The 21,949-nt window shown below is 29.7% G+C and carries 24 protein-coding genes and 1 tRNA gene; 20 read left to right on the top strand and 5 right to left on the bottom strand.

All coding sequences use genetic code 11. The annotated features are described in order from the left end of the window. Positions 1 to 38 precede the first annotated feature (38 nt). The 7 genes from ACFQ5N_RS11375 to ACFQ5N_RS11345 are packed head-to-tail and all read left to right on the top strand — an operon-like array spanning position 39 to position 6,245. Positions 39 to 938 carry a MerR family transcriptional regulator gene (locus tag ACFQ5N_RS11375; RefSeq protein ID WP_386809621.1) on the top strand — a complete coding sequence of 300 codons (900 nt, stop codon included), beginning with the start codon at positions 39 to 41 and terminating at the stop codon, positions 936 to 938. Positions 939 to 992: 54 nt separating this feature from the next. Beyond that, positions 993 to 2,456 carry a phytoene desaturase family protein gene (locus ACFQ5N_RS11370; RefSeq protein WP_386809620.1) on the top strand — a complete coding sequence of 488 codons (1,464 nt, stop codon included), beginning with the start codon at positions 993 to 995 and terminating at the stop codon, positions 2,454 to 2,456. A gap of 28 nt (positions 2,457 to 2,484) precedes the next feature. After that, positions 2,485 to 3,324 (top strand): phytoene/squalene synthase family protein, encoded by an 840-nt coding sequence (locus ACFQ5N_RS11365; RefSeq protein ID WP_386809619.1) that lies wholly within the window; start codon positions 2,485 to 2,487, stop codon positions 3,322 to 3,324. After that, the gene (locus ACFQ5N_RS11360) at positions 3,324 to 3,824 is read left to right on the top strand and encodes a hypothetical protein (RefSeq protein ID WP_386809618.1); all 501 of its coding nucleotides are present in this window, start codon (positions 3,324 to 3,326) and stop codon (positions 3,822 to 3,824) included. Before ACFQ5N_RS11365 ends, ACFQ5N_RS11360 begins: the two co-directional genes overlap by 1 nt. Continuing rightward, positions 3,824 to 4,261: a carotene hydroxylase gene (locus ACFQ5N_RS11355; RefSeq protein ID WP_386809617.1), complete on the top strand. Its 438-nt coding sequence runs from the start codon at positions 3,824 to 3,826 to the stop codon at positions 4,259 to 4,261. Before ACFQ5N_RS11360 ends, ACFQ5N_RS11355 begins: the two co-directional genes overlap by 1 nt. Beyond that, on the top strand, positions 4,258 to 4,950 hold the full coding sequence (locus tag ACFQ5N_RS11350; RefSeq protein WP_386809616.1) for a lycopene cyclase domain-containing protein: 693 nt from the start codon (positions 4,258 to 4,260) through the stop codon (positions 4,948 to 4,950). The genes ACFQ5N_RS11355 and ACFQ5N_RS11350 overlap by 4 nt, the downstream gene beginning before the upstream one ends. A 14-nt stretch (positions 4,951 to 4,964) precedes the next feature. After that, complete coding sequence (locus ACFQ5N_RS11345; protein ID WP_386809615.1) at positions 4,965 to 6,245, top strand: cryptochrome/photolyase family protein; 1,281 nt, start codon at positions 4,965 to 4,967, stop codon at positions 6,243 to 6,245. 10 nt (positions 6,246 to 6,255) lie between these two features. Here ACFQ5N_RS11345 and ACFQ5N_RS11340 read toward each other — a convergent pair whose 3' ends face one another. Genes ACFQ5N_RS11340 through ACFQ5N_RS11325 form a run of 4 tightly spaced genes read right to left on the bottom strand, consistent with a single transcriptional unit; the run spans position 6,256 to position 10,272 of the window. Beyond that, the gene (locus ACFQ5N_RS11340; protein ID WP_386809614.1) at positions 6,256 to 7,677 is read right to left on the bottom strand and encodes an SDR family oxidoreductase; all 1,422 of its coding nucleotides are present in this window, start codon (positions 7,675 to 7,677) and stop codon (positions 6,256 to 6,258) included. After that, positions 7,678 to 8,295, bottom strand: a complete 618-nt coding sequence (locus tag ACFQ5N_RS11335; protein ID WP_386809613.1) for a flavin reductase family protein — start codon at positions 8,293 to 8,295, stop codon at positions 7,678 to 7,680. After that, positions 8,295 to 9,605 carry an ABC1 kinase family protein gene (locus ACFQ5N_RS11330; protein ID WP_386809725.1) on the bottom strand — a complete coding sequence of 437 codons (1,311 nt, stop codon included), beginning with the start codon at positions 9,603 to 9,605 and terminating at the stop codon, positions 8,295 to 8,297. Before ACFQ5N_RS11330 ends, ACFQ5N_RS11335 begins: the two co-directional genes overlap by 1 nt. Positions 9,606 to 9,615: 10 nt before the next feature. Beyond that, a complete protein-coding gene (locus ACFQ5N_RS11325) occupies positions 9,616 to 10,272 on the bottom strand; it encodes a TetR family transcriptional regulator C-terminal domain-containing protein (RefSeq protein WP_386809612.1) in 657 nt (218 codons plus the stop codon). 165 nt (positions 10,273 to 10,437) lie between these two features. Between ACFQ5N_RS11325 and ACFQ5N_RS11320 the strand changes: the two genes are divergently transcribed. The 11 genes from ACFQ5N_RS11320 to ACFQ5N_RS11270 all read left to right on the top strand — a co-directional run bounded on the left by ACFQ5N_RS11320 (position 10,438) and on the right by ACFQ5N_RS11270 (position 20,292). After that, on the top strand, positions 10,438 to 10,851 hold the full coding sequence (locus tag ACFQ5N_RS11320; RefSeq protein ID WP_386809611.1) for a 6-pyruvoyl trahydropterin synthase family protein: 414 nt from the start codon (positions 10,438 to 10,440) through the stop codon (positions 10,849 to 10,851). After that, on the top strand, positions 10,814 to 11,515 hold the full coding sequence (folE, locus tag ACFQ5N_RS11315) for a GTP cyclohydrolase I FolE (protein WP_386809610.1): 702 nt from the start codon (positions 10,814 to 10,816) through the stop codon (positions 11,513 to 11,515). Before ACFQ5N_RS11320 ends, folE begins: the two co-directional genes overlap by 38 nt. A 2-nt stretch (positions 11,516 to 11,517) precedes the next feature. Continuing rightward, positions 11,518 to 11,739, top strand: coding sequence for a hypothetical protein (locus tag ACFQ5N_RS11310; RefSeq protein WP_386809609.1), 222 nt, complete (start codon positions 11,518 to 11,520; stop codon positions 11,737 to 11,739). Positions 11,740 to 11,749: 10 nt separating this feature from the next. Beyond that, positions 11,750 to 12,433, top strand: coding sequence for an SDR family NAD(P)-dependent oxidoreductase (locus ACFQ5N_RS11305; RefSeq protein ID WP_386809608.1), 684 nt, complete (start codon positions 11,750 to 11,752; stop codon positions 12,431 to 12,433). A gap of 97 nt (positions 12,434 to 12,530) precedes the next feature. Further along, positions 12,531 to 13,013: a glutathione peroxidase gene (locus tag ACFQ5N_RS11300; RefSeq protein ID WP_386809724.1), complete on the top strand. Its 483-nt coding sequence runs from the start codon at positions 12,531 to 12,533 to the stop codon at positions 13,011 to 13,013. A 25-nt stretch (positions 13,014 to 13,038) separates the two neighbouring features. Continuing rightward, a complete protein-coding gene (locus ACFQ5N_RS11295; RefSeq protein WP_386809607.1) occupies positions 13,039 to 13,473 on the top strand; it encodes a TspO/MBR family protein in 435 nt (144 codons plus the stop codon). A gap of 4 nt (positions 13,474 to 13,477) precedes the next feature. Continuing rightward, a complete protein-coding gene (locus ACFQ5N_RS11290; protein WP_386809606.1) occupies positions 13,478 to 13,963 on the top strand; it encodes an SRPBCC family protein in 486 nt (161 codons plus the stop codon). 30 nt (positions 13,964 to 13,993) lie between these two features. Then, complete coding sequence (locus ACFQ5N_RS11285) at positions 13,994 to 14,500, top strand: CIA30 family protein (RefSeq protein WP_386809605.1); 507 nt, start codon at positions 13,994 to 13,996, stop codon at positions 14,498 to 14,500. A gap of 573 nt (positions 14,501 to 15,073) precedes the next feature. Continuing rightward, complete coding sequence (nifJ, locus tag ACFQ5N_RS11280; protein ID WP_386809604.1) at positions 15,074 to 18,604, top strand: pyruvate:ferredoxin (flavodoxin) oxidoreductase; 3,531 nt, start codon at positions 15,074 to 15,076, stop codon at positions 18,602 to 18,604. A gap of 70 nt (positions 18,605 to 18,674) precedes the next feature. After that, positions 18,675 to 19,049 carry a HEPN domain-containing protein gene (locus tag ACFQ5N_RS11275; RefSeq protein WP_386809603.1) on the top strand — a complete coding sequence of 125 codons (375 nt, stop codon included), beginning with the start codon at positions 18,675 to 18,677 and terminating at the stop codon, positions 19,047 to 19,049. Positions 19,050 to 19,116: 67 nt separating this feature from the next. Beyond that, positions 19,117 to 20,292, top strand: a complete 1,176-nt coding sequence (locus ACFQ5N_RS11270) for a GlmU family protein (protein ID WP_386809602.1) — start codon at positions 19,117 to 19,119, stop codon at positions 20,290 to 20,292. 64 nt (positions 20,293 to 20,356) lie between these two features. Here the strand turns inward: ACFQ5N_RS11270 and ACFQ5N_RS11265 are convergent. After that, positions 20,357 to 20,429, bottom strand: a tRNA-Gly gene (locus tag ACFQ5N_RS11265). Positions 20,430 to 20,782: 353 nt separating this feature from the next. On the opposite strand from ACFQ5N_RS11265, the gene ACFQ5N_RS11260 reads away from it, so the two are divergent. Beyond that, entirely contained in the window at positions 20,783 to 21,217 is a 435-nt protein-coding gene (locus tag ACFQ5N_RS11260) for a GNAT family N-acetyltransferase (protein ID WP_386809601.1), read from the top strand. 1 nt (position 21,218) lies between these two features. Continuing rightward, positions 21,219 to 21,935, top strand: coding sequence for a M15 family metallopeptidase (locus ACFQ5N_RS11255; protein WP_386809600.1), 717 nt, complete (start codon positions 21,219 to 21,221; stop codon positions 21,933 to 21,935). The last annotated feature ends 14 nt before the right edge of the window (positions 21,936 to 21,949 follow it).

Raw genomic sequence — 21,949 nt, 5'->3', positions numbered from 1 at the left:
AAAAGTTGATATATTTGTTTAAATAAAATAGAATTAAATTGAACAATATAAAAACAGAGTTTACGATTAAAGATCTTGAAAATTTTTCAGGGATTAAAGCACACACTATTAGAATATGGGAAAAAAGATATAATATTTTAGAGCCTAATAGAACAGATTCAAATATTAGATATTATGATATTCATAATTTATTAAAGTTGTTGAATATTTCTTACTTGAATTCAAATGGTTATAAAATTTCAAAAATTTCTGAATTACCTGAGTCAAAATTAAATGCCACGGTAAGAGAGCTTGTCGCTAAGAATGGTGTGGATACACAAGCTTCTAATACGTTGAAATTAGCAATGCTGAATTTTGATGAAAACTTATTTAATGTAACCTACAATAATTTAATTGCACAATCTTCATTAAGAGATGTTTTTAGAAATATATTTTTACCTTTTTTAAATGAAATAGGTTTGTTGTGGCAAGTAAATTCTGTTACTCCAGCACATGAGCATTTTATAACAAACTTAATAAAGCAAAAAATACATATTAATATTGAACGTTTGCAATTGTCTGCGCCAACTAATTTAGAGAAGGTGTTTGTGTTGTATTTACCAATGAATGAAATTCATGAAATAGGCTTATTGTATTTGCATTTTGAATTGTTGTTACATGGTTTTCAGTCAATTTATTTAGGGCAAAGTGTGCCTGTAAATAATTTGAGTGATGTTCAAAAGGTATATAATTCAATTTGTTTTGTAAGTTATTTAACTGTTGAGCCTTCAAAAGAACCTGTATTGGAATATATTACGAATGTTGTTGATACTGTTTTAAATGATACTGATAATGAGTTGTGGTTGTTGGGTAGAAAAGTGAATGAAATTGAATTGAAGTCTGTTAATGATCAAGTAAAACTATTTAAATCTATAGATAATTTGTTAAAAGAATTATAAAAAACCATAAACAAATTTGTTTTTGTTTAATAAATAATTATATTTGTTAAACAAATGAAAGATATAATTATAATAGGTTCGGGGTTTTCATCTTTATCAACGGCGTGTTACTTGGCTAAAGCAGGTAATAACGTTACTATTCTTGAGAAAAATACAACAATAGGAGGTAGAGCTAGACAGTTTAAACAAAATGGATTTACATTTGATATGGGGCCAACTTGGTATTGGATGCCAGATGTTTTTGAAAAGTTTTTTAAAGATTTTGGAAAAACACCTTCTGATTTTTACCAATTAGAAAAATTAGCGCCAGCATACCAAGTTTATTTCGGTAAAAATGATTCCATTACAATTCCTGATAATTTAAGTGATATTTATAAAATTTTTGAAGAGGAAGAGCCTGGTAGTTCAAAGTACTTGAAAGATTTTTTAGATTCGGCTAAATTTAATTACGAGGTTGCTATAAATGACTTGGTATATAAGCCTGGTGAATCCATTACAGAGTTAATTAATTTTACAACCATTTCAAAGGTTAACCAGTTTTTTACTTCAATTCAAAAAACAGTTCGTAAAAACATAAAGAGTCATAAATTACAACAAATATTAGAGTTTCCAGTGTTGTTTTTAGGTGCTAAACCAAGTAATACACCAAGTTTTTACAATTTCATGAATTATGCAGACTTTGGCTTGGGAACTTGGCATCCAAGAGGAGGAATGTTTGAAGTGGTAAACGGTTTTGTTCAATTGGCTCAAAGTTTAGGTGTTAAAATTGAAACAAATTCTGCTATTGATAAAATTGTTGTTAATAATGGAGTTGTTGAAGGTGTTCAGTCTAATTCAAAATTCAGAAAAGCTGATGTTGTAATAAGCGGAGCAGATTATCATCATACTGAAACGTTGCTTGATGAGAAATTTAGAGGTTATTCTGAAAAATACTGGGAAGGCAAAACGTTTGCTCCATCATCCTTACTTTTTTATGTAGGTTTTGATACGAAATTAAAGAATGTTTCACATCATACGTTGTTTTTTGATACGGATTTTGATGCGCATGCAGTAGAAATATACGATACGCCAAAATGGCCAAAAGAGCCGCTATTTTATGCTAGTTTTTCAAGTATAACTGATAATAGTTTTGCCTCTATTTCAAAAGAAGCGGCTACTTTTTTAATTCCGTTAGCGCCTGGTTTAAAGGATACTCCTGAATTAAGAGAAAAATATTTTTTGAAAATAATAAAAAGATTAGAGTATCTTACAGGGCAGAAATTAACTGGTACAGTGTTGTTTAAGGAGTCGTTTTGTGTAAATGATTTTAAAAATGATTACAATTCATATAAAGGAAATGCGTACGGATTGGCAAATACATTGTTTCAAACAGCATTTTTACGACCAAAAATTAAAAGCAAAAAAGTTAAAAATTTATTTTTTACTGGACAGTTAACAGTTCCGGGGCCTGGGGTGCCACCGGCAATTATTTCAGGAAAAATAGTTTCAGATATGGTTATTAATTCCATTAAAAATTAAACAAAACTACTAACTAAAAAAAAGAATTATGAAGCAATTGTATGATCAAGTATCTTATACTTGTAGTAAAAATGTTACAAAAAAGTATAGTACCTCTTTTTCTTTGGCGGTACATATGCTTTCTCCAAAAATTAGGGAATCAATTTATAGTATTTATGCTTTTGTTCGTTTTGCTGATGAAATTGTAGACTCGTTTCATGACTATGAAAAAGAAGCTCTTTTAAACGAGTTTGAGCGTGATTATTACAAAGCTTATAATCAAAACATAAGTTTGAATCCGATTTTGAATTGTTTTCAACTTACTGTAAAAAAATACAATATTGGAGATGATTTAATACAGTCGTTCTTAAAAAGTATGAGAGCAGATTTAAAAAAGGAAACTTATGAAACTGTTGAAGAATACAATGATTATATTTATGGTTCAGCCGATGTGGTTGGTTTAATGTGTTTAAAAGTTTTTGTAAATGGAAATGATGAAAAATATGAGGCTTTAAAATATTCAGCCATGAAATTAGGATCAGCATTTCAAAAGGTGAACTTTTTACGTGATTTAAAAGATGATTACGAATTGCTACACAGGTCTTATTTTCCTGGAGTGAATTTAAAAGAATTAAGTGTTACAGAAAAAGCAGATATAATTGCAGATATTGAACAAGATTTTAAAGAAGCTTTTGTTGGGATTAAAAAGTTGCCGCTTGAAGCAAAATTTGGTGTGTATACGGCGTACGTTTACTATAAAAGACTTCTAACAAAATTGAAGGGTACACCGTCTAGAGATATCTTAAATACGCGTATTAGAGTGTCAAATCCAATGAAAATAAGTTTGTTGGCAAGATCATTTGTAGTTTATAAATTAAACTTGTTGTAATGAATTTTTTAATTGTTTTAATAATTTCGTTATCTGTATTTCAAACTTCACCTAGTATTGATGAGGTTAGAAAAAAGTTTCCTGATATTTCTTCAGAAGAACAAGCAGATGATTTTATTATTCAATTGAATGCAGATGATTCTGTAGAAGCTAAAGGCTATATTGCAGCCATGAATTTTATGAAATCACGTTTTGTGAAAAATCCTTTCACAAAATTTAAATACTTCAAAATAGGTAAAAAGGAATTAGATGAAGTGATTTTAAACAATCCTAAAAATGTTGAAATGCGATATATTAGGTATTTAATGCAAAAACAAATTCCTGAATTTTTAGGGTATCATGAAAATATTAGTGAAGATTTTAATGTAATTGCTGATTTGATTGAGAGTAGTACTTTGAACGAAGTAATGAAACGTAAAATTTTGAAAAATATGCTGTTGGTAAGTAATTTAACAATAGAGGAGAAGAATATATTAACCAAAATAGAAACTAGCTTATAATGTATGTGTTAATTACTTTAGGTACTTTTTTGTGTATGGAATGTGTTACTTGGTTAACGCATAAATTTGTGATGCATGGTTTTATGTGGTATTTTCACGAAGATCATCATCAACCAAGATATCAAAATTGGTTTGAACGTAATGATGTGTTTTTTATCATTTTTGCCATACCTAGCATTGCTTTGTTTTATTTTGGTGTTGAGGGTGGTTTAAACTATTTGTTTTTTATTGGTTTGGGAATAATGCTGTACGGATTAGCTTATTTTCTGGTGCACGATGTGTTAATTCATAAGCGTTTTAATTGGTTTAATAAAACCAATAATAAATATTTGATGGGTTTAAGAAAAGCACATAAAGTGCATCACAAACATTTAGGAAAAGAAGATGGTGAGTGTTTTGGAATGTTATTTGTTCCGTTTAAGTATTTTAAAGTATGACCTACCTATATTTATTGATAAACATAGCTAGTTTTTCAGTACCTTTTATATATAGTTTTGAAAAGAAAATGCTTTTTATCCAGTATTGGAAAGCTGTTTTTTTAGCTATTTTACTTGTTGCAGTTCCTTTTTTAATTTGGGATGTAATTTTTACTGAATATGGTGTTTGGGGATTCAATCCTACTTATTATTTAGGAATTACATTTTTTGGTTTACCTGCTGAAGAAATCCTATTCTTCATATGTATTCCATTTGCAAGTATTTTTACACATTATGCGTTTCTGCATTTTTTTAAAAACCTTAAATTATCAAATAAAGTCACGCAAATTATTACACTTTTTTTATTGATTACTTCTATTGTAGTATTGATTTTCGCTTTTCCAAAAGCATATACATCAGTCAATTTTAGTTTATTTACCTGTTTAATGTTGTATGCATTTCTGAAAAAAGATGCTATTTTAAATCGGTTTTATATAACGTTTTTAGTGGTTTTAATTCCGTTTTTTATAGTAAACGGATTGTTGACCGGGAGTTTTATTCCAAATGAAATAGTTTGGTATAACAATGCTGAAAATTTAGGTGTTAGAATTGGTACTGTACCAATTGAAGATGCTTTTTATGCATTTAGTATGTTGTATTCAAGTTTAATTTTAATTGAAAAATTCAAGCTGAAATTTAATAAAAGCTAGTATTAAGGTTTTGTATGGAAAAAGAAGTTGCTGTTTTTTGGTTTCGAAGAGATTTAAGGTTAGAAGATAATTGTGCGTTGTTTCATGCGTTAAATTCAAAATATCCAGTACTACCAGTTTTTATTTTTGATAAAGATATTTTAGCTGATTTACCCAAAAATGATGCAAGAGTGCAATTTATTCATCAATCTTTGTTTAAAATTAATAGTGAATTACAAAAAGTAAATGCTTCGTTATATATTTTAAATAAGACTGTAGTTGATGCTTGGAAGCAAATTCTTCAGGAGTTCAATGTAAAAGAAGTTTTTTTTAACAGGGATTATGAGCCTTATGCTAACAAACGAGATGTTAAAATTTCAAACCTTTGCAAGAGTAAAGACGCAGAAGTTAAGAGTTTTAAGGATCAAGTAATTTTTGAGAAAAATGAAATTACAAAAGCTGATGGATTGCCTTACACCGTATATACACCTTATAAAAAAAAGTGGCTAAATGCTTATCAGAATTCAACTATTCAACAATTTCCATCAGAAAAATTAACTCATAATTTTTTTAAAAACACCTATCAATTTCCTACGTTGCAAGAAATTGGCTTTATTGAAAATAACATTAAAGTATTACCAATTAATTCAAAATGCATAGATAATTACGAGCTGTATAGAGATATTCCTACTGTAGAAACTTCTAATATTTCGGTGCATTTGCGTTTTGGAACCATAAGTATTCGAAAATTAATGGCGTATGCTATTAAAACAGAAGCAACGTTTACGAGTGAATTAATTTGGCGCGAATTTTTTATGCAAATCCTATATCATTTCCCAAAAGTGGTGAATGAAAATTTCAAATCAAAGTATAATTTTATTCCTTGGAGAAATAACGAACAAGAATTTAAGTTGTGGTGCGAAGGAAAAACAGGTTACCCAATTGTTGATGCTGGTATGCGCCAATTGAACGCAACTGGCTATATGCATAATAGAGTTAGAATGATTGTTGCTAGCTTTTTGAATAAGCATTTGTTAATAGACTGGCGTTGGGGTGAAGCTTATTTTGCTGAAAAGTTATTAGATTATGATTTGTCTGCTAACAATGGAAATTGGCAATGGGTTGCGGGTACTGGTTGTGATTCAGCACCGTATTTTAGAGTTTTCAATCCTTTAACTCAACAAAAAAAGTTTGATCCAAATTTAAAATACATTAAGAAATGGAATCCAAACTATCAAGATATTCCAGAGATAGTAGAACATAAATTTGCCAGAGAACGTTATTTAGAGGTTGTAAAAAAGTCTTTAGTGCAATAAGTTGAGATGGCTATTTTGCTAATTTAGAAATCATTCCATTAAATATAAACCAATGAAATGGTACAGCTGAATACCAATACAAGCGACCTGCAACACCTTTAGGTCTAAAAGTCGCAGTTTGATGTAAGGTGTTGTCTTTTATTCTAAACTCTAACCAAGCCTCTCCAGGTAGTTTCATTTCAGCATATAATAATAACTTTTTTTGTTTTTTATCTGCATAAATTACACGCCAAAAGTCAAGAGAGTCACCAACATGCAATTCTATAGGGTTTGTTCTTCCTCTTCTTAATCCAATTCCTCCAAAAATTAGATCGAAAAAACCTCTTAATTTCCATAAAAAATTTCCGTAATACCACCCGTTTTCTCCTCCAATAGCCCAAATTTTATGGAGCGTTTTTGTTGGGTTTGTGATGGTGTGTTGTTTAATGTCTTTAAAGCATCCGTAGGTTGGTACATTAATATACTCGTGTGCTTTGTGTTGTAATCGACCACTAATAAATGAATCTTTCCAGCTTGAAACTATACTATTTTGTTTAATCTTTTCAAAAGCATTTTTGATGGCTTTTTTGTATGAAATGGGTTGTATGTTTAAGATTTTATTAATGTTGCTAGACTTTCCAATAATTTCTATGCCCATACTGTGTACCAATGAAGCTGCTAGTTTGTAGGAAGTTGAAGTTACAAAGTAGAGCCAATAAGAAGATAATTTAGGAGTCATAATTGGTAGGGTTAAAATGTACCTTTTTAGCCCTCTTATTTTTGAGAATTCGAGCAGCATTTCCTGGTAGGTTAATATTTCTGGACCAAAAATATCAAAAGATTTTCGGTACAATTGTTCGTTTCCTAGTGCCCGTGATAAAAAATGTAAGACATCTCTTATGGCAATAGGTTGTGTTTTTGTATTTAACCATTTTGGAGCTACCATTACGGGTAGTTTTTCAACTAAATCTCTTATAATTTCAAACGAAGAACTTCCAGATCCAACAATAATTCCTGCTTTAAAAGTTGTTAATGCATAAACGTTTGATTGTAAAATTGTTTCTACATTTTTTCTTGATAATAAATGTTTAGAAAGCTTTGTATCATTAGTAATACCGCTTAAATAAATAACTTGCTTTGCAGTGGTTGTTTCTATAAATAGCTTGAAATTTTGAGCGCATTGTTCTTCTAAAGAATGAAATTCTGTGGAAGAATTAGACATTGAGTGTATAAGATAGTACGCAACATCTATATCTTTTGGAATAGTTGTTAATGTTTTAGGCTTTAAAAAGTCTGATTCCACAACCGAAATAAGTTCGTCTTTAGTGTTGTTGAATTGATGTGCTCTAGACGCATCTCGCACAGAACAAACTACGGTGTGCCCTTCATTTAATAATAAAGGAATTAATCTTTTTCCAATATAGCCAGTTGCTCCTGTGACAAGAATTTTCATTTATTTTATGGGTCTTTGGTAATCCATTCGTTCTTTTAAATTTGGAATAGCATAGCCATCCAAACCATTTATAGTTGCAATAGCTCCTTTTGATAAATTTATGAAGCCATCATTTTCTAATAATTTTTCGTCAATATATAACCCTTGTATTTCACCAATTACAAGTTTTGTATTGTTTGCTTTGATATCGTACTCTTCTATGTATTTCATTCCCAATTGAACAGGGCTATTTTTAACAAAAGGCGCATAAAAGTTGTCTTTGTATGCTGTTTCTAAATCTGTAACATCAAATTCAGATACGGATTTATCGTATTTTGCTGATGTATGGTGTGCGTCTTTTAGTATGTTTTCATGGATATGATTAATGGTAAAATAGCCAGTTTCCATAATATTGTCATAAGTATCTCTAGGAACTGTTGTAGGTCTTAAAATAAAACCCAATAATGGAGGTGAAGACCCTAGATGAATAACTGAACTAAAGATAGCTAAATTTGTGATAGCATCGGTTGATTTTGTCGCAATTAAATTGGCCGACTTGTAACCTGCACAGCTATTGATAAGGTTAATTTTATATAAATGTTCTAAAGAATTGATATCTTCTTTGTTGAAATAATTCATTATAAATTTTTGAAATTGTTAATTTGAATGTCTTTTGCTTTTAGATCGAACATTAAATTGTACAACCCGAAAAAGGTTCTGTTGATGTAAATAAAATGTTTAGAACCTCTGTTTCCATTCATGTTTTTTAGTTCAGAACTTTTTGAATAGCGTTCACCCAATGCTGCAATTTGTTGAAAGAAATCTGGATTCGAAAAATCGAATGTTTCTTCATGAAAAGGCTGAGTAAATAAACTTAACATATCATGAAACATAGCTGTAAAAAACTCTAATTCTTCTTCAGAATCATCTGCTCTTAAAATTTCTAGTTCAAATAAAGTATCTTTAAATAATTGAGCGTTGTGAATGTTTTCTTTTTTAGCCAATTCAAAATAAGGAATATAAAACTCATTTGGAATGGTTTTCATACAGCCAAAATCAATAGCAATTAACTCGCTATTTTTTGAAATTAAAAAATTTCCAGGATGCGGATCAGCATGTACTTTTTTTAATTTATGAATTTGATACATATAAAAATCCCACAATGCTTGACCTAGTTTATTTGATTTTTCTTGATTTGTATTGTGTGTTGTAAATTCTGATAAGTGTTCACCCTGCATCCAATCCATGGTAATAATTCTTTCTGAAGACCAATCTTCATAATAGTTTGGGAATTTTAAATTTGGAATATGTGCACAGGCTTTAACAATTTCTTTGCTTTGTGCAACTTCTAAAATATAATTGGTTTCCTCAATTAATTTATCTTCAACTTCTTTAAAATATTTGTCAGAATCTTTTCCTCTAATATTAAACATGCTTATAGCAATAGGTTTTACCAATGCTAAATCACTTGAAATACTGTTTGCGATTCCTGGGTATTGAATTTTTACAGCCAATTCTTTTCCATTTTTGGTTGCTTTATGTACTTGTCCAATGCTAGCTGCATTTACTGAAGTTGCATTAAAAGTATCAAATAGTTCACTTGGAGATTTACCAAAGTATTTTTTAAACGTTTTTACAATCAAAGGTGCTGATAGTGGTGGAACTGAGAATTGCGACAATGAAAATTTTTCTACATAAGCCTGTGGTAAAATACTTTTTTCCATACTCAGCATTTGAGCTACTTTTAAAGCACTACCTTTTAATTTTTTAAGTCCGTCGTAAATGTCTTCAGCATTATTTTTGTTTAGTTTGTCTTTTGCTTCAACTTCTGTAGTTACCAGTTTGTCACTGTAATATTTAATATAATTTACACCAACTTTTGCGCCAGTTTGCACAAGCTTTGAGGCGCGTTGTATTTTTGAAACGGGAATAGAATTTATTGTTTTGATCATAATTGTTTTAGTTTGAATTCATTTTTTCTTTATACAAAAACTTACCAAGATCTATAACGCTTTTTAAAGGCGCAGTGTTTAGTAAATCAAAACTTGTGTTTACAGCTTTTTCAATGAAAATATCAGTTTTTTCAAAAGATGCAGAAGTGTCGTTCATCCAAAATTTAATGGTAATTAAAAATTGCATCCAAGCACTTTCTTCAATGGCTTTTTCTTGAAATTGAGTAATCTTTTGTTCTTTAAAATCAAGCGTGTCAATATTTAATTCACTTATAAATTTCGTAAAAGAACTTTTTAAATTTGTAAGCACTTTTAACTTCTGTGAATTCATAGGTCTATTATCTAATACTAATAATAGGTAGCTTCTGTTTGCCGAAAGGTTTTCGAAAAAGGTGAAATAAAAGCTTAACAACTTACTTCTTGAGTCAAAACTCAAGTATTCTTCACTTTTATGTAAGGTTTCTAAAGTATTATTGAAGAATGTTTGAAGTATTTCTTTTTCAACTCCTTCAAAAGAACCAAAATACGTGTAGAATTCACTTTCCTCAAAATTGCATGCTTTTGCAAAAGTATAAACAGATTTAGGTGGAGTATTATTTTCTAACACATAATTCATATAATACGTTATTATTTCTGAGTGCGATATTTTTTTTCTATTGGTCATAAAACTTTTTGTTTAATATTATACGTTACAAATTAAACAAAATAATTGAAAGTTACAACTGTTTTATTATTGGTAAAGTTTATAGAACTATAGTTAAAATAGATTTAAATTTTATAATGATAGGGTTATTTTGTTTATATTTACATAAATTAAGTTAAACAAAATATGGATTATAGATTAGCTGTTACCAGAAGAGAATATTTTAACGCTGCTCACAGATTACACAATGCAAACTGGTCTCAAGAAAAGAACTTAGAGGTGTTTGGTAAATGTAACAATCCAAACTTTCATGGACACAATTATGAGTTAGAAGTGAAAGTGATTGGAGAAATTCAAGAGGATACGGGGTATTTGATTGATACAAAAGAATTGTCAAATATCATTAAAACAAATGTGTTAGATAAATTTGATCACCAGAATTTAAATTTAGATGTTGAAGAATTTAAAGTTTTAAATCCAACTACTGAGAATATTGCTAAGGTTATTTATATGATTTTAAGACCGCTGATTGAACTACAATATGAACTAAAAATTAAACTTTATGAGGCACCAAGAAACTTTGTTGAATTTCCATACTAATGGAACGAAACTAAATGGTTTTACTTTTGATGAGATAGGTGACGACCATTTATATACCGGAATTGAAACTCCATTGAAAGCAGATGCATTTTTGTTAAGCGATACAGAAAAAAAAGAAAAAATAGCTGATTTATTTGCCCAAATAATGGGTGTAATGGGATTGGATTTAGAAGATGACTCTTTAAAAGGAACTCCAAAAAGGGTTGCAAAAATGTATATTGATGAGATTTTTTCAGGATTGAATCCAGAGAACAAACCAAAAATAGCATTGTTTGATAATAAATATAAATACAACCAAATGTTGGTTGAAAAAAACATCCAATTTTATTCAAATTGTGAACATCATTTTGTGCCAATTTTTGGTAAAGTGCATGTAGCTTATGTTTCTTCAGGAAAAGTTATAGGGCTTTCAAAAATTAATAGAATCGTGCAGTATTTTGCAAATAGGCCTCAAGTTCAAGAGCGTTTAACAAATCAAATTGCGATGGAGTTGTCTGCTATTTTAGAAACCGATGATATTGCTGTTATTATTGATGCAAAGCATTTGTGTGTGGCTTCAAGAGGTATAAAAGATGATTCTTCGGCAACTGTCACTAGCTTTTATGGAGGTGTTTTTAACAAGCCAGAGAAAATTGTTGAACTTCAAAATTACTTAAAGCTATAGGTATGGAATTTATAGAGAAAGCATTAGAATTTGAAAAGCGTAAATTGACTTTAAAAAGTACAAACGATAGAATTTTAGCCTCAAAAGAGCTTAAAAGTTTGATTTTAGGGTTGAATGAAATTTATAAAAAGACTAAAAATCCAGAGTTGATGGATATTATGAAGCGTTTAACAGTTATTAAGCGTAAAGTTGAAAAAAGATTAAAATTACGAATCACCATTTAGATAGTTAAGTATGAAAACAATTGTAATTGTAGGAGGAAGTAAAGGAATTGGAAAAGCTATTTCTAAAAAGAAGTTAAATTCGAATAAGGTTATAAATATAAGTAGAACCGAACCCGAATTTAAACATGTGAACTTAACACATTACGCTTGTGATATTTTAAATGATGAGTTACCCGACTTAAATAACGTTGACGTACTAATCTACTGCCCAGGTAGTATCAATTTAAAACCGTTTACAAGATTAAAAATCGAAGATTTCAAAACAGATTATGAAATTAATTTTTTAGGTGCTGTAAAAGCAATTCAAAAATATTTACCTTTATTAAAAGAAGCTAATTTGCCATCTGTTTTATTATTTAGTACAGTTGCGTCAAAGTTAGGGATGCCTTTTCATGCAAGTATTGCTTCATCAAAATCAGCTATTGAAGGTTTAGTGAAATCTTTAGCTGCAGAATTTTCACCTGTAATAAGAGTGAATGCTATTGCGCCAACGGTGACAAATACAGAATTAGCATCCAGGCTTTTAAGAAATGATAACATGAAAGAGCAAATGATTGAAAGACACCCTTTAAAAAGATATTTGCAACCTGAAGAAATAGCAGAGATGGCTTCTTTTTTAATTTCAGAAAAAGCAGCGTCTATGTCCGGACAAATAATAGAAATGGATTGTGGTATCACCACTTTAAAAATATAATTAATTAAAGTAGATATAAATGAAAATAGTTGGGATTATAGCAAGTTTAATCATTTCGTTGGTTTTTATTACCGACACAAATTCAAATAAAAATAGTATGGAAAAGACACCGTCACTTTATAACATTTCAATAAACAGTATTACTGGAGAGTCTATTAATTTTGAGGATTTTAAAGGAAAGAAAATCTTAATTGTAAATACTGCTTCTGAATGTGGTTTTACCGGGCAATATGAAGATTTAGAAAAATTATACAAAACCTATAAGGATAAGTTAGTGGTTATAGGAGTTCCTTGCAACCAATTTGGCGGGCAAGAACCAGGAACTTTGGCTGAAATTCAATCGTTTTGTGAAGTGAATTATGGTGTTACTTTTTTATTAACCGAGAAAGTAGATGTGAAAGGAGATAATCAGCATCCTTTATATCAATGGTTAACAACTAAAGAAATGAACGGTGTTAAAAATTCATCAGTAAAATGGAATTTCCAGAAATACTTATTGAATGAAAATGGTGAGTTAATAGATTATTTTTATTCTATAACAAAACCAATGAGTTCTAAAATTACAAAGCATTTTGAGTAAAAAATTAAAGTATATATTGTTGTTTATGGTGCTAAATTTTGGCGCTTTGGCAATTGGAAGTTATTTTATGAATAATGGACCCTCATCAAATTGGTACTTAACATTAAATAAGGCGCCTTGGACTCCGCCCGGTTGGGTGTTTGGAGCTGCTTGGTTTTCTATTATGATTTGTTATTCAATTTATATGGCAAATTTAATAATGAAATGTAAGAACACATATTTTGTTTGGTTTTTATTTGCAATACAATTTATATTAAATGTTTCTTGGAACTACTTCTTTTTCAATTTACACCAAACAGTAATAGGATTGTTAATTATCACTAACCTTACACTATTAATAGCTTATTTTTTAGTTGGTTTTAGAAGTATACTTCAACAATTATCTTTATGGACTGCTCCATATTTCATATGGCTAATTTTAGCAACATCTTTGAATTTATACATTATTGCAAATAATTAAAATTATGAAGTTTTCATCAAAAGGAATTGTTTATCGCTTATCTTCAAAACAACAATTACCAATTACTATAGATCAGGCTTGGGAGTTTTTATCAAATCCAGCAAATTTAAAAGAAATTACACCTAAATACATGAGTTTTGATATTGTTAGTGGAGCGGATAGACCAATGTTTGCTGGTCAAATAATTCAATATATTGTGACGCCTATTTTAGGAATAAAAACAACTTGGGTAACAGAAATTACACACGTAGTTGATAAAGAATATTTTGTTGATGAACAGCGTTTTGGACCTTATGCACTTTGGCATCATAAACATTTTATTAAAGAAATTGATGGAGGTGTAGAAATGGAAGATATTATAGATTATAAAGTGTCACTGGGTTTTTTAGGGAGGTTGGTGCATCCTATTTTAGTGAAACCTAAATTAACTGAAATTTTTAACTACAGAACAAAAAAGTTGGTGGATCTTTTTGGAGTAATAAACAAATAAGAAATGTTTGTTTTAAACTATATTATAATTATGGTAATAATACAAAGTACTAGTTTAACAATTATTGATTTTAATAAAAAGAGTAATCTTTTAGGTTGGATAGTTGTTGATGATGTAGTTATGGGAGGGCAATCAAATGGTGATTTTAGTTTAAACAAAGAAGGTTATGCAGTGTTTTCTGGAACTGTTTCAACCGCTAATAAAGGTGGATTTTCATCTTTAAGGCATCGTTTTGACAAATTAAATGTATCGAAATTTGAAACCATAAAAATTCGAGTAAAAGGTGATGGAAATAAATATCAATTTAGGGTAAAACCAAATCAGTTCAATCAATTTTCGTATACTACTTATTTTCAAACAACTACTGAGTGGGAAACGATTGAAATAAAATTAACCGATTTAATTCCGACCTTTAGAGGTAGAATATTAGAGATGGATAATTTTGACGGAAAGGAATTGGAAGAGATTGGTTTTTTAATAGGAAACAAAAAGGATGAAGAGTTTAAGTTGATAATTGATCTTATAATTTTAGAATAACCCTTCAATTATGTACTTTAAAAGAAGTGTTTTAATATAAAAAATTGCAGCTTGCATTTTTCGAATTTCACTGAATTAAATAATATTGATTTTAAATATAATTCAGGTATGGACAAAATAAAAATACATTTTTAGATTTTTTAAGAATCAATCTTTGCTAGCTTATTCAGAGGCTATTTTATGTGTATTATATAATATGTGAAAAATTGAATAATTTTAAATAAAACATAATTACACCTTTTAGAGGTATTTGTAATTTGGAGTATTTTTATTTCATTTTTAGGCCATTTATTTCCGTAAAAATCGTGTTAAACTATTGTAAAAATTGTTACAAAAGACTTTTAAATTGGTTAACCTGTTTGGTAAACCACTGTAAAATCAGTAGCTTACAATCGTTATTTTTATTAATTCTAAATAGGTTGGCGAGATTTTTTGATGATATATATCAGTATAACTCTTATATGAAACTTATAATTTTACAATATTAAATCGAATAGTCGAATTATATAGTTTACAAGATTTTACTCTTTTTAGTACTGATTTTGTAACTTATTAAGTTAAATATAATGTAAAATGAATTCAGAAAACAAAAAAATTATTTGTGATGCTAATGAGGCAGTAGCCATAATAGCACATAAAACAAACGAAGTTTGTGCAATTTATCCAATTACTCCCTCTTCACCTATGGGAGAGCACGCTGAACTTTATAGTTCTAAAGGACAAAAAAACATTTGGGGTAATGTACCAAGAATTGTTGAAATGCAAAGTGAAGGAGGAGCATCTGGTGCTGTTCACGGATCTTTACAAACAGGTGCAGTAACTTCTACATTTACAGCATCACAAGGTTTGTTGTTAATGATTCCTAATATGTACAAAATGGCAGGGGAAATGTTACCAATTGTAATTCATGTTGCAGCAAGAACTATTGCTACACATGCATTGTCAATTTTTGGTGACCATTCTGATGTTATGGGAACAAGAGCTACTGGGTTTTCTCAGTTGTTTGGAGGATCAGGACAAGAAGCACATGATTTTGCATTAATTTCTCAAGTTGCTACTTTTAAAAGTAGAATTCCATTTTTAAATATATTTGATGGATTTAGAACTTCTCATGAGATTACTAAAATGGATGCAATTCCAGATGAAGTGATTAAAGAAATGATGCCTGAAGCTGAAGTAGATGCTTTTAGAAAAAGATCATTAGATCCAGATAATCCAGTTATTAGAGGTACATCTCAAAATCCTGATGTATTTTTCCAAGCTAGTGAAGCTTCAAATTCATACTATAAAAAAGTACCAGGAATTGTTCAAGAAACAATGGATGAGTTTTACAAATTAACAGGTAGAAGATATGACTTGTTTAATTTTTATGGTCACCCAGAAGCAGAAAAAGTTGTAATTCTTATGGGATCAGGTTCAGGAGCTGTAATTGAAGCTGCTGAAGCATTGATTGAAAAAGGTGAAAAAGTAGGTGTTTTAGTTGTGCGTTTATACCGTCCATTCTCATTGGAATCATTTATTGAAACTTTACCAAATACTGTAAAACATGTTGCTGTATTAGATAGAACTAAAGAGCCAGGTAGTATTGGAGAGCCTTTATATTTAGATGTTGTAAATGCATTTGTTGAATTAGGGGTTGAAATGCCTAAAATTATTGGTGGTCGTTACGGACTTTCTTCAAAAGAGTTTACTCCAACTATGGCAAAAGCTGTTTTTGATGAACTTGGAAAGGAAAACCCAAAAAATCACTTTACTATTGGTATTAATGATGATGTTACGCATACTAGTTTAGAATATGACCCAGAATTTAAAACTCCTAAAGATACAGTTAACTGTATGTTCTACGGTTTAGGATCTGATGGTACTGTAGGTGCAAATAAAAACTCAATTAAAATTATTGGTGAAACAACTGATAATTATGTACAAGGTTACTTTGTATATGACTCTAAAAAAGCAGGAGCACAAACTATTTCGCATTTACGTTTTGGACCAACTCCAATTAATGCAGCATATTTAGTTGATAGTGCAGAATTTATTGCTTGTCATCAATTTAATTTTGTTGAGAAATATGATATTTTAGATAATATTAAAGAAGGAGGAACTTTCTTATTGAATTCTCCTTATGATAAATACCAAGTTTGGGAAGAATTACCAAGTGTTTTACAACAAAAAATTATTGATAACAATGTTAATTTTTATGTAATTGACGCTACTAAAGTTGCGCATGACGTAAAATTAGGTAAACGTACAAACACTATCTTACAAACTTGTTTCTTTGCTATCTCAGGTGTATTGCCAAAAGATGAAGCAATTAAGAAAATTAAAGAAGCAATTGTAAAATCGTACTCTAAAAAAGGAGATGCTATTGTTCAAATGAACTTTAACGCGGTAGATAAATCATTAGAAAACTTAGAAAAAGTTGAATATCCTCGTCATACAACAAATGAAAATGGTTTATCTCCAATGATGACTAGTGATGCTGACGATTATGTAAAAGATGTTTTAGGTACAATTTTAGCTGGTAAAGGAGATTCATTACCTGTTAGTACATTTGAAATTGGTGGTACATTCCCAACGGGAACAACTAAATTTGAAAAACGTGGTATTGCTTCATATGTTCCAACTTGGGATGATGCAGATCTTTGTACGCAATGTAACAAATGTGTTAGTATTTGTCCACACGCTGCAATTAGAGCAAAAGTAGTATCAAATGATTTATTAGCAGATGCTCCAGAAGGATTAAATTACGTACCTGCAAAAGGAAGACCATTTGATAGTAAAACTGAAAGTTATATTTTACAAGTTTCTCCAGAAGATTGTACAGGATGTGATTTATGTGTTCAAGTTTGTCCAGCTGAAAGTAAAGAACTTGAAGGTGTTTTTGCAATTAATTTAGCTGAGAAATTAGAAGTTGAAGAAGTTGAAAATAAAAACTGGGATTACTTTATTGATTTACCTAACTACGATAGAACAAAATTAGTAACAACTAATATTAAAGGATCTCAATTCTTAGAACCGTTATTTGAGTTTTCAGGTGCTTGTCCAGGATGTGGAGAAACTCCTTATATTAAGTTGATCACTCAATTGTATGGTGACAATATGTTAATTGCTAACGCAACAGGTTGTTCTTCTATTTATGGAGGTAACTTACCAACAACACCTTATTCTAAAAATGAATTTGGTAGAGGACCAGCTTGGGCTAACTCATTATTTGAAGACAATGCAGAATTTGGTTTAGGTATGCGTTTAGCATTATCTAAAAAAGAAGAATTAGCATTCGATTTATTAAATTCAATGGAAGAAGTAGTTGGTAGTGCTTTAGTAAGTAAGTTAAATGATAATAAAGAAAGTAACGAAACTGAAAAAGCTCAAAAATTAGCTGATATTGAAGAGTTAAATAGTATTTTAGAAACAATTGACACTAAAGATGCTAAAAAACTTAAAGAAATTTCTGAATACTTAAGAAAAAAATCTGTTTGGATCTTTGGTGGAGATGGATGGGCTTATGATATTGGATTTGGTGGTGTAGATCACGTTTTAGCATCAAATGAAAATATCAATATCTTAGTAATGGATACTGAAATTTATTCAAATACTGGAGGTCAAGCATCAAAAGCAACTCCAATGGGTGCAAGTGCTAAGTTTGCCATAGGAGGTAAAACAAGTGCTAAGAAAAGTTTAAGTTTACAAGCAGTTTCTTATGGAAATGTATATGTTGCTCAAATTGCAATGGGTGCTAAAGATGCTCAAACATTAAAAGCTATTCAAGAAGCTGAAGCATACCCAGGCGTATCTATAATCATTGCTTACTCACATTGTGGTGATCACGGATATGATTTAAAAGATGGTGCAGCTCACCAAGCTAAAGCAGTAGAAACTGGTTACTGGCCTTTATTTAGATTCAATCCTGATGCACCAAAAGGGAAGAAATTTAAATTAGACTTTAAAGAGCCTTCTGCTCCATTAAGTGAGTTTATGTACAGTGAAGCGCGTTTTTCAAGAGTTTTAAAAGAAAGTCCTGAATTTGCGAAGGAATTACTAGACAAAGCTCAAGAGGATGTTGAAACTCAATGGGAACGTTTAGAATTATATAAAAATTTATAAATTAACTCCAATTAAAAGTGTCAAATATTTAATTATATTTGACACTTTTTTAATTTAATATTATCATTTTATGAATGAGAGATCAAAAGCTTTTTTAAATGAAGCTTCTAAAAATTTAGAGTTTGCAAAAGGAGAATTATTAAAACCATCTGAAGATTTGGTAGGTTTTTCTGTTTGTAAAAATTCACAATATGCTATTGAAAACTTTTTAAAAGGGTTTTTAGTAAAAAATGATGTAGAAATTGAAATTAATGATACTATTGCTTCATTGTATGAAAAATGTATTAAAGTAGATTCAAATTTTAAAGACATTGAAATCAAAGCAATTTCTTGTAAAGATTCTGTTATAGATGAAAGGTACTGTACTAAAATTGATAAAATTAGCTCGTGTTTAGACGCAGCAGATAATATTGATACATATTTAAGAAAAAAGAATTTATTATAATGTATCGTCTCTAATTTTCATTTGAAAAGGAGAAAACTTACAGTACATTTGTGTAAAATATTTTAGAATGAACTATATTTTATTTGATGGAACTGTTAGAGAAGCTTTATTGCCTTTAACTTATACAAGACCTGTAGCCGATTTAAGAATTGGAATTTTAACCATTAGAGAGAAATGGGAGAACTTCTTAGGTTACACTACAACTACACTTACAGAGGAGTATTTAGAAGAAAAATACCCAATGGTTGAAATGGAGCATAATGTAATGATTAATGCCTCCTTTTTGCCAACCATAGAACTCGTAGAAATAATTAAAAATTTAAAAGAAAAGCAAGCTGTCTTCAGAAATGAAGAGGTGATTGCTTTTTTTACAACTGATTCTCAAGAAGAAATTAACTTCAATGAATATGAGCAAATAGAATACAGCTCAAACGTACTTCAAATAAAAAATACTTGGGATTTATTTTCTTTAAATGATCAAGCCATACAAGCAGATTTTGATTTTATTACTGAAGGACGAAAATCACAAGAAATACCAGAAGGTGTTCAATACATAAACAAAGAAAATATTTTTATCGAAGAAGGTGCTGAAATTTTATTTTCAATATTAAACGCTTCTAAAGGTCCAATTTATATTGGTAAAAAAACTTTAATTATGGAAGGTAGCCTAATTAGAGGTCCTTTTGCGATGGGAGATCATTCTGTTGTTAAAATGGGTTCAAAAGTTTACGGAGCTACAACACTAGGCCCTAAATGCAAGATTGGAGGAGAAGTCAATAATTCTATTTTATTCGCATCATCAAGTAAAGGTCATGAAGGTTACTTAGGTAATTCAGTGCTAGGTGAGTGGTGCAATTTAGGTGCAGACACCAATAATTCTAATTTAAAAAACAATTACGATCAAGTTCGTTTGTGGAATTATGAAACTGGTGGTTTTGCTAAAACAGGCTTGCAATTTTGTGGTTTAATTATGGGAGATCATTCTAAAAGCGCCATAAATACAATGTTTAATACAGGTACAGTTGTTGGTGTTAGTGCAAATATTTATGGAAGTAATTTTCCAAGAAATTTTGTACCATCATTTAGTTGGGGTGGTGCAGCGGGTTTTACAACGTATCAAATTAATAAAGCAAGTAAAACGGCATCTTTAGTTATGAAACGTAAAAACGAAGAATTTAATGATGTAGAGCAACGTATTTTAGAAAGTGTTTTTAATATTACAGAAAAGTATAGAAATTTTTAAAACTTAAAAACACTACGTTTTATAAAATAAAAAAAGCCAAACAAAATGTTTGGCTTTTTTTTTGAGCGAGAGACCGGGCTCGAACCGGCGACAGTCAGCTTGGAAGGCTGAAGCTCTACCAACTGAGCTACTCTCGCAATTGGTGATGCAAATATACAATCCTTTTATTGTTTTGCAAGTCTTTTTTTAAAGAAATTTCATCTTTTTTTTAGTGTTTTTAGTCATTATCTGAGTATCAGTATTTTATAGTTGAAATAAATTTTTTATAGATATTTGATGCTTTTTGTTCACTTGTCGAAGAATCAATTTGTTGTGAATTATTTCTAATTTTTTAAATTAAAATTTCAAAATAATATTTTTGAAATGCTGCAGTTATGTTAAGGTGTATATTTAACATATTTTAAATTGAAATTCCTGCGTTTTTTCTTTAATAATGGTATCTTAGCTGTATAAGAAGGTTTAAATAGAGAAAAATTACTTTTGAAATTGAATGATTAATATTAAAAAAATTTCGGCAGAAGATACGTATGCAATTCGTTTAGAAGTTCTTCGTGAAAATATTCCGCTTCCGTATAAATTTAATGGAGATTTTGATGAGAATACCTTTCATTTAGGTGCTTTTAGTAATAATAAATTAATTGCAGTGTCTAGTTTTATGAGTATGTCTAAAACCGAATTTAAAGGTTTACAATATCAATTAAGAGGTATGGCAACTCTACAGTCGTTTCATGGAAAAGGAGCAGGGAAATTAATGGTAAAAAAGGCTGTTGAATTATTAAAAGCTAATTCAATTGATGTATTGTGGTGCAATGCTCGTGAAGTTGCAGTTCCATTTTATTTAAAACAAGGGTTTACTGTTGTTGGTGAATTGTTTGATATTGAGTTTGTTGGCCCTCATTATGTTATGAAAAAAGAACTAAAATAATATGAGTAAAAACTGTACATTTTTTTATTTTTTTATGCTTTTGTTTGTTTGTAAAAATTTATATGCCCAAACAAATGTTTCACAGTTAGCATTAACAGGAAAAGGAGATATGGCTTTAGTTGGAGACGAGGTTGAGTTACAACCACAAGTATATAAAGCATTTAAGGCTATGCAAAGTGCAGCTTTAAAAGATGGGATAGCTATTCAAATTATTTCTGGTTATAGAAGTTTTGAAAGGCAACAACAAATTTGGAACAGAAAATATGCAAAATATGTTTCTTTAGGTTTGGAGCCACAAGAGGCTATTAAAAAAATTATTGAGTATTCTACTATTCCTGGTACTTCTCGTCATCATTGGGGAACAGAAATTGATATTATTGATGGAAATATGAAGGTTGAAAAATCATACTTAATTGAAAAAAATTATAGTGAAGGAGGAGCTTATCTGAAATTAAAAAAATGGATGGACTTGCATTCAGAAAGATTTGGATTTTATATAGTTTATACAAATAACCCTGAAAGAAAAGGGTTTAAATATGAGCCTTGGCATTTTAGTTATAAAGATTTGTCAGATAAGCTTTTAGAAGAGTTTTTACGATTAGATTTACAAACCGAATTAAAAAATAAATCTATTCATGGAAGTGAATATTTTAGTGCTGAATTTCTCGAGAAATATTTGAATGAAAATATATTAGATATCAATCCTAACTTAAAGTAGTTTTGGTTTTGTTT

It is taken from the genome of Lutibacter holmesii (assembly GCF_042679665.1).
GTDB classification, from domain to species: Bacteria; Bacteroidota; Bacteroidia; order Flavobacteriales; family Flavobacteriaceae; genus Lutibacter; species Lutibacter holmesii.
Note: the sequence above shows the minus strand (reverse complement) of the source record. Positions and strands in the feature narration are given on the sequence as shown.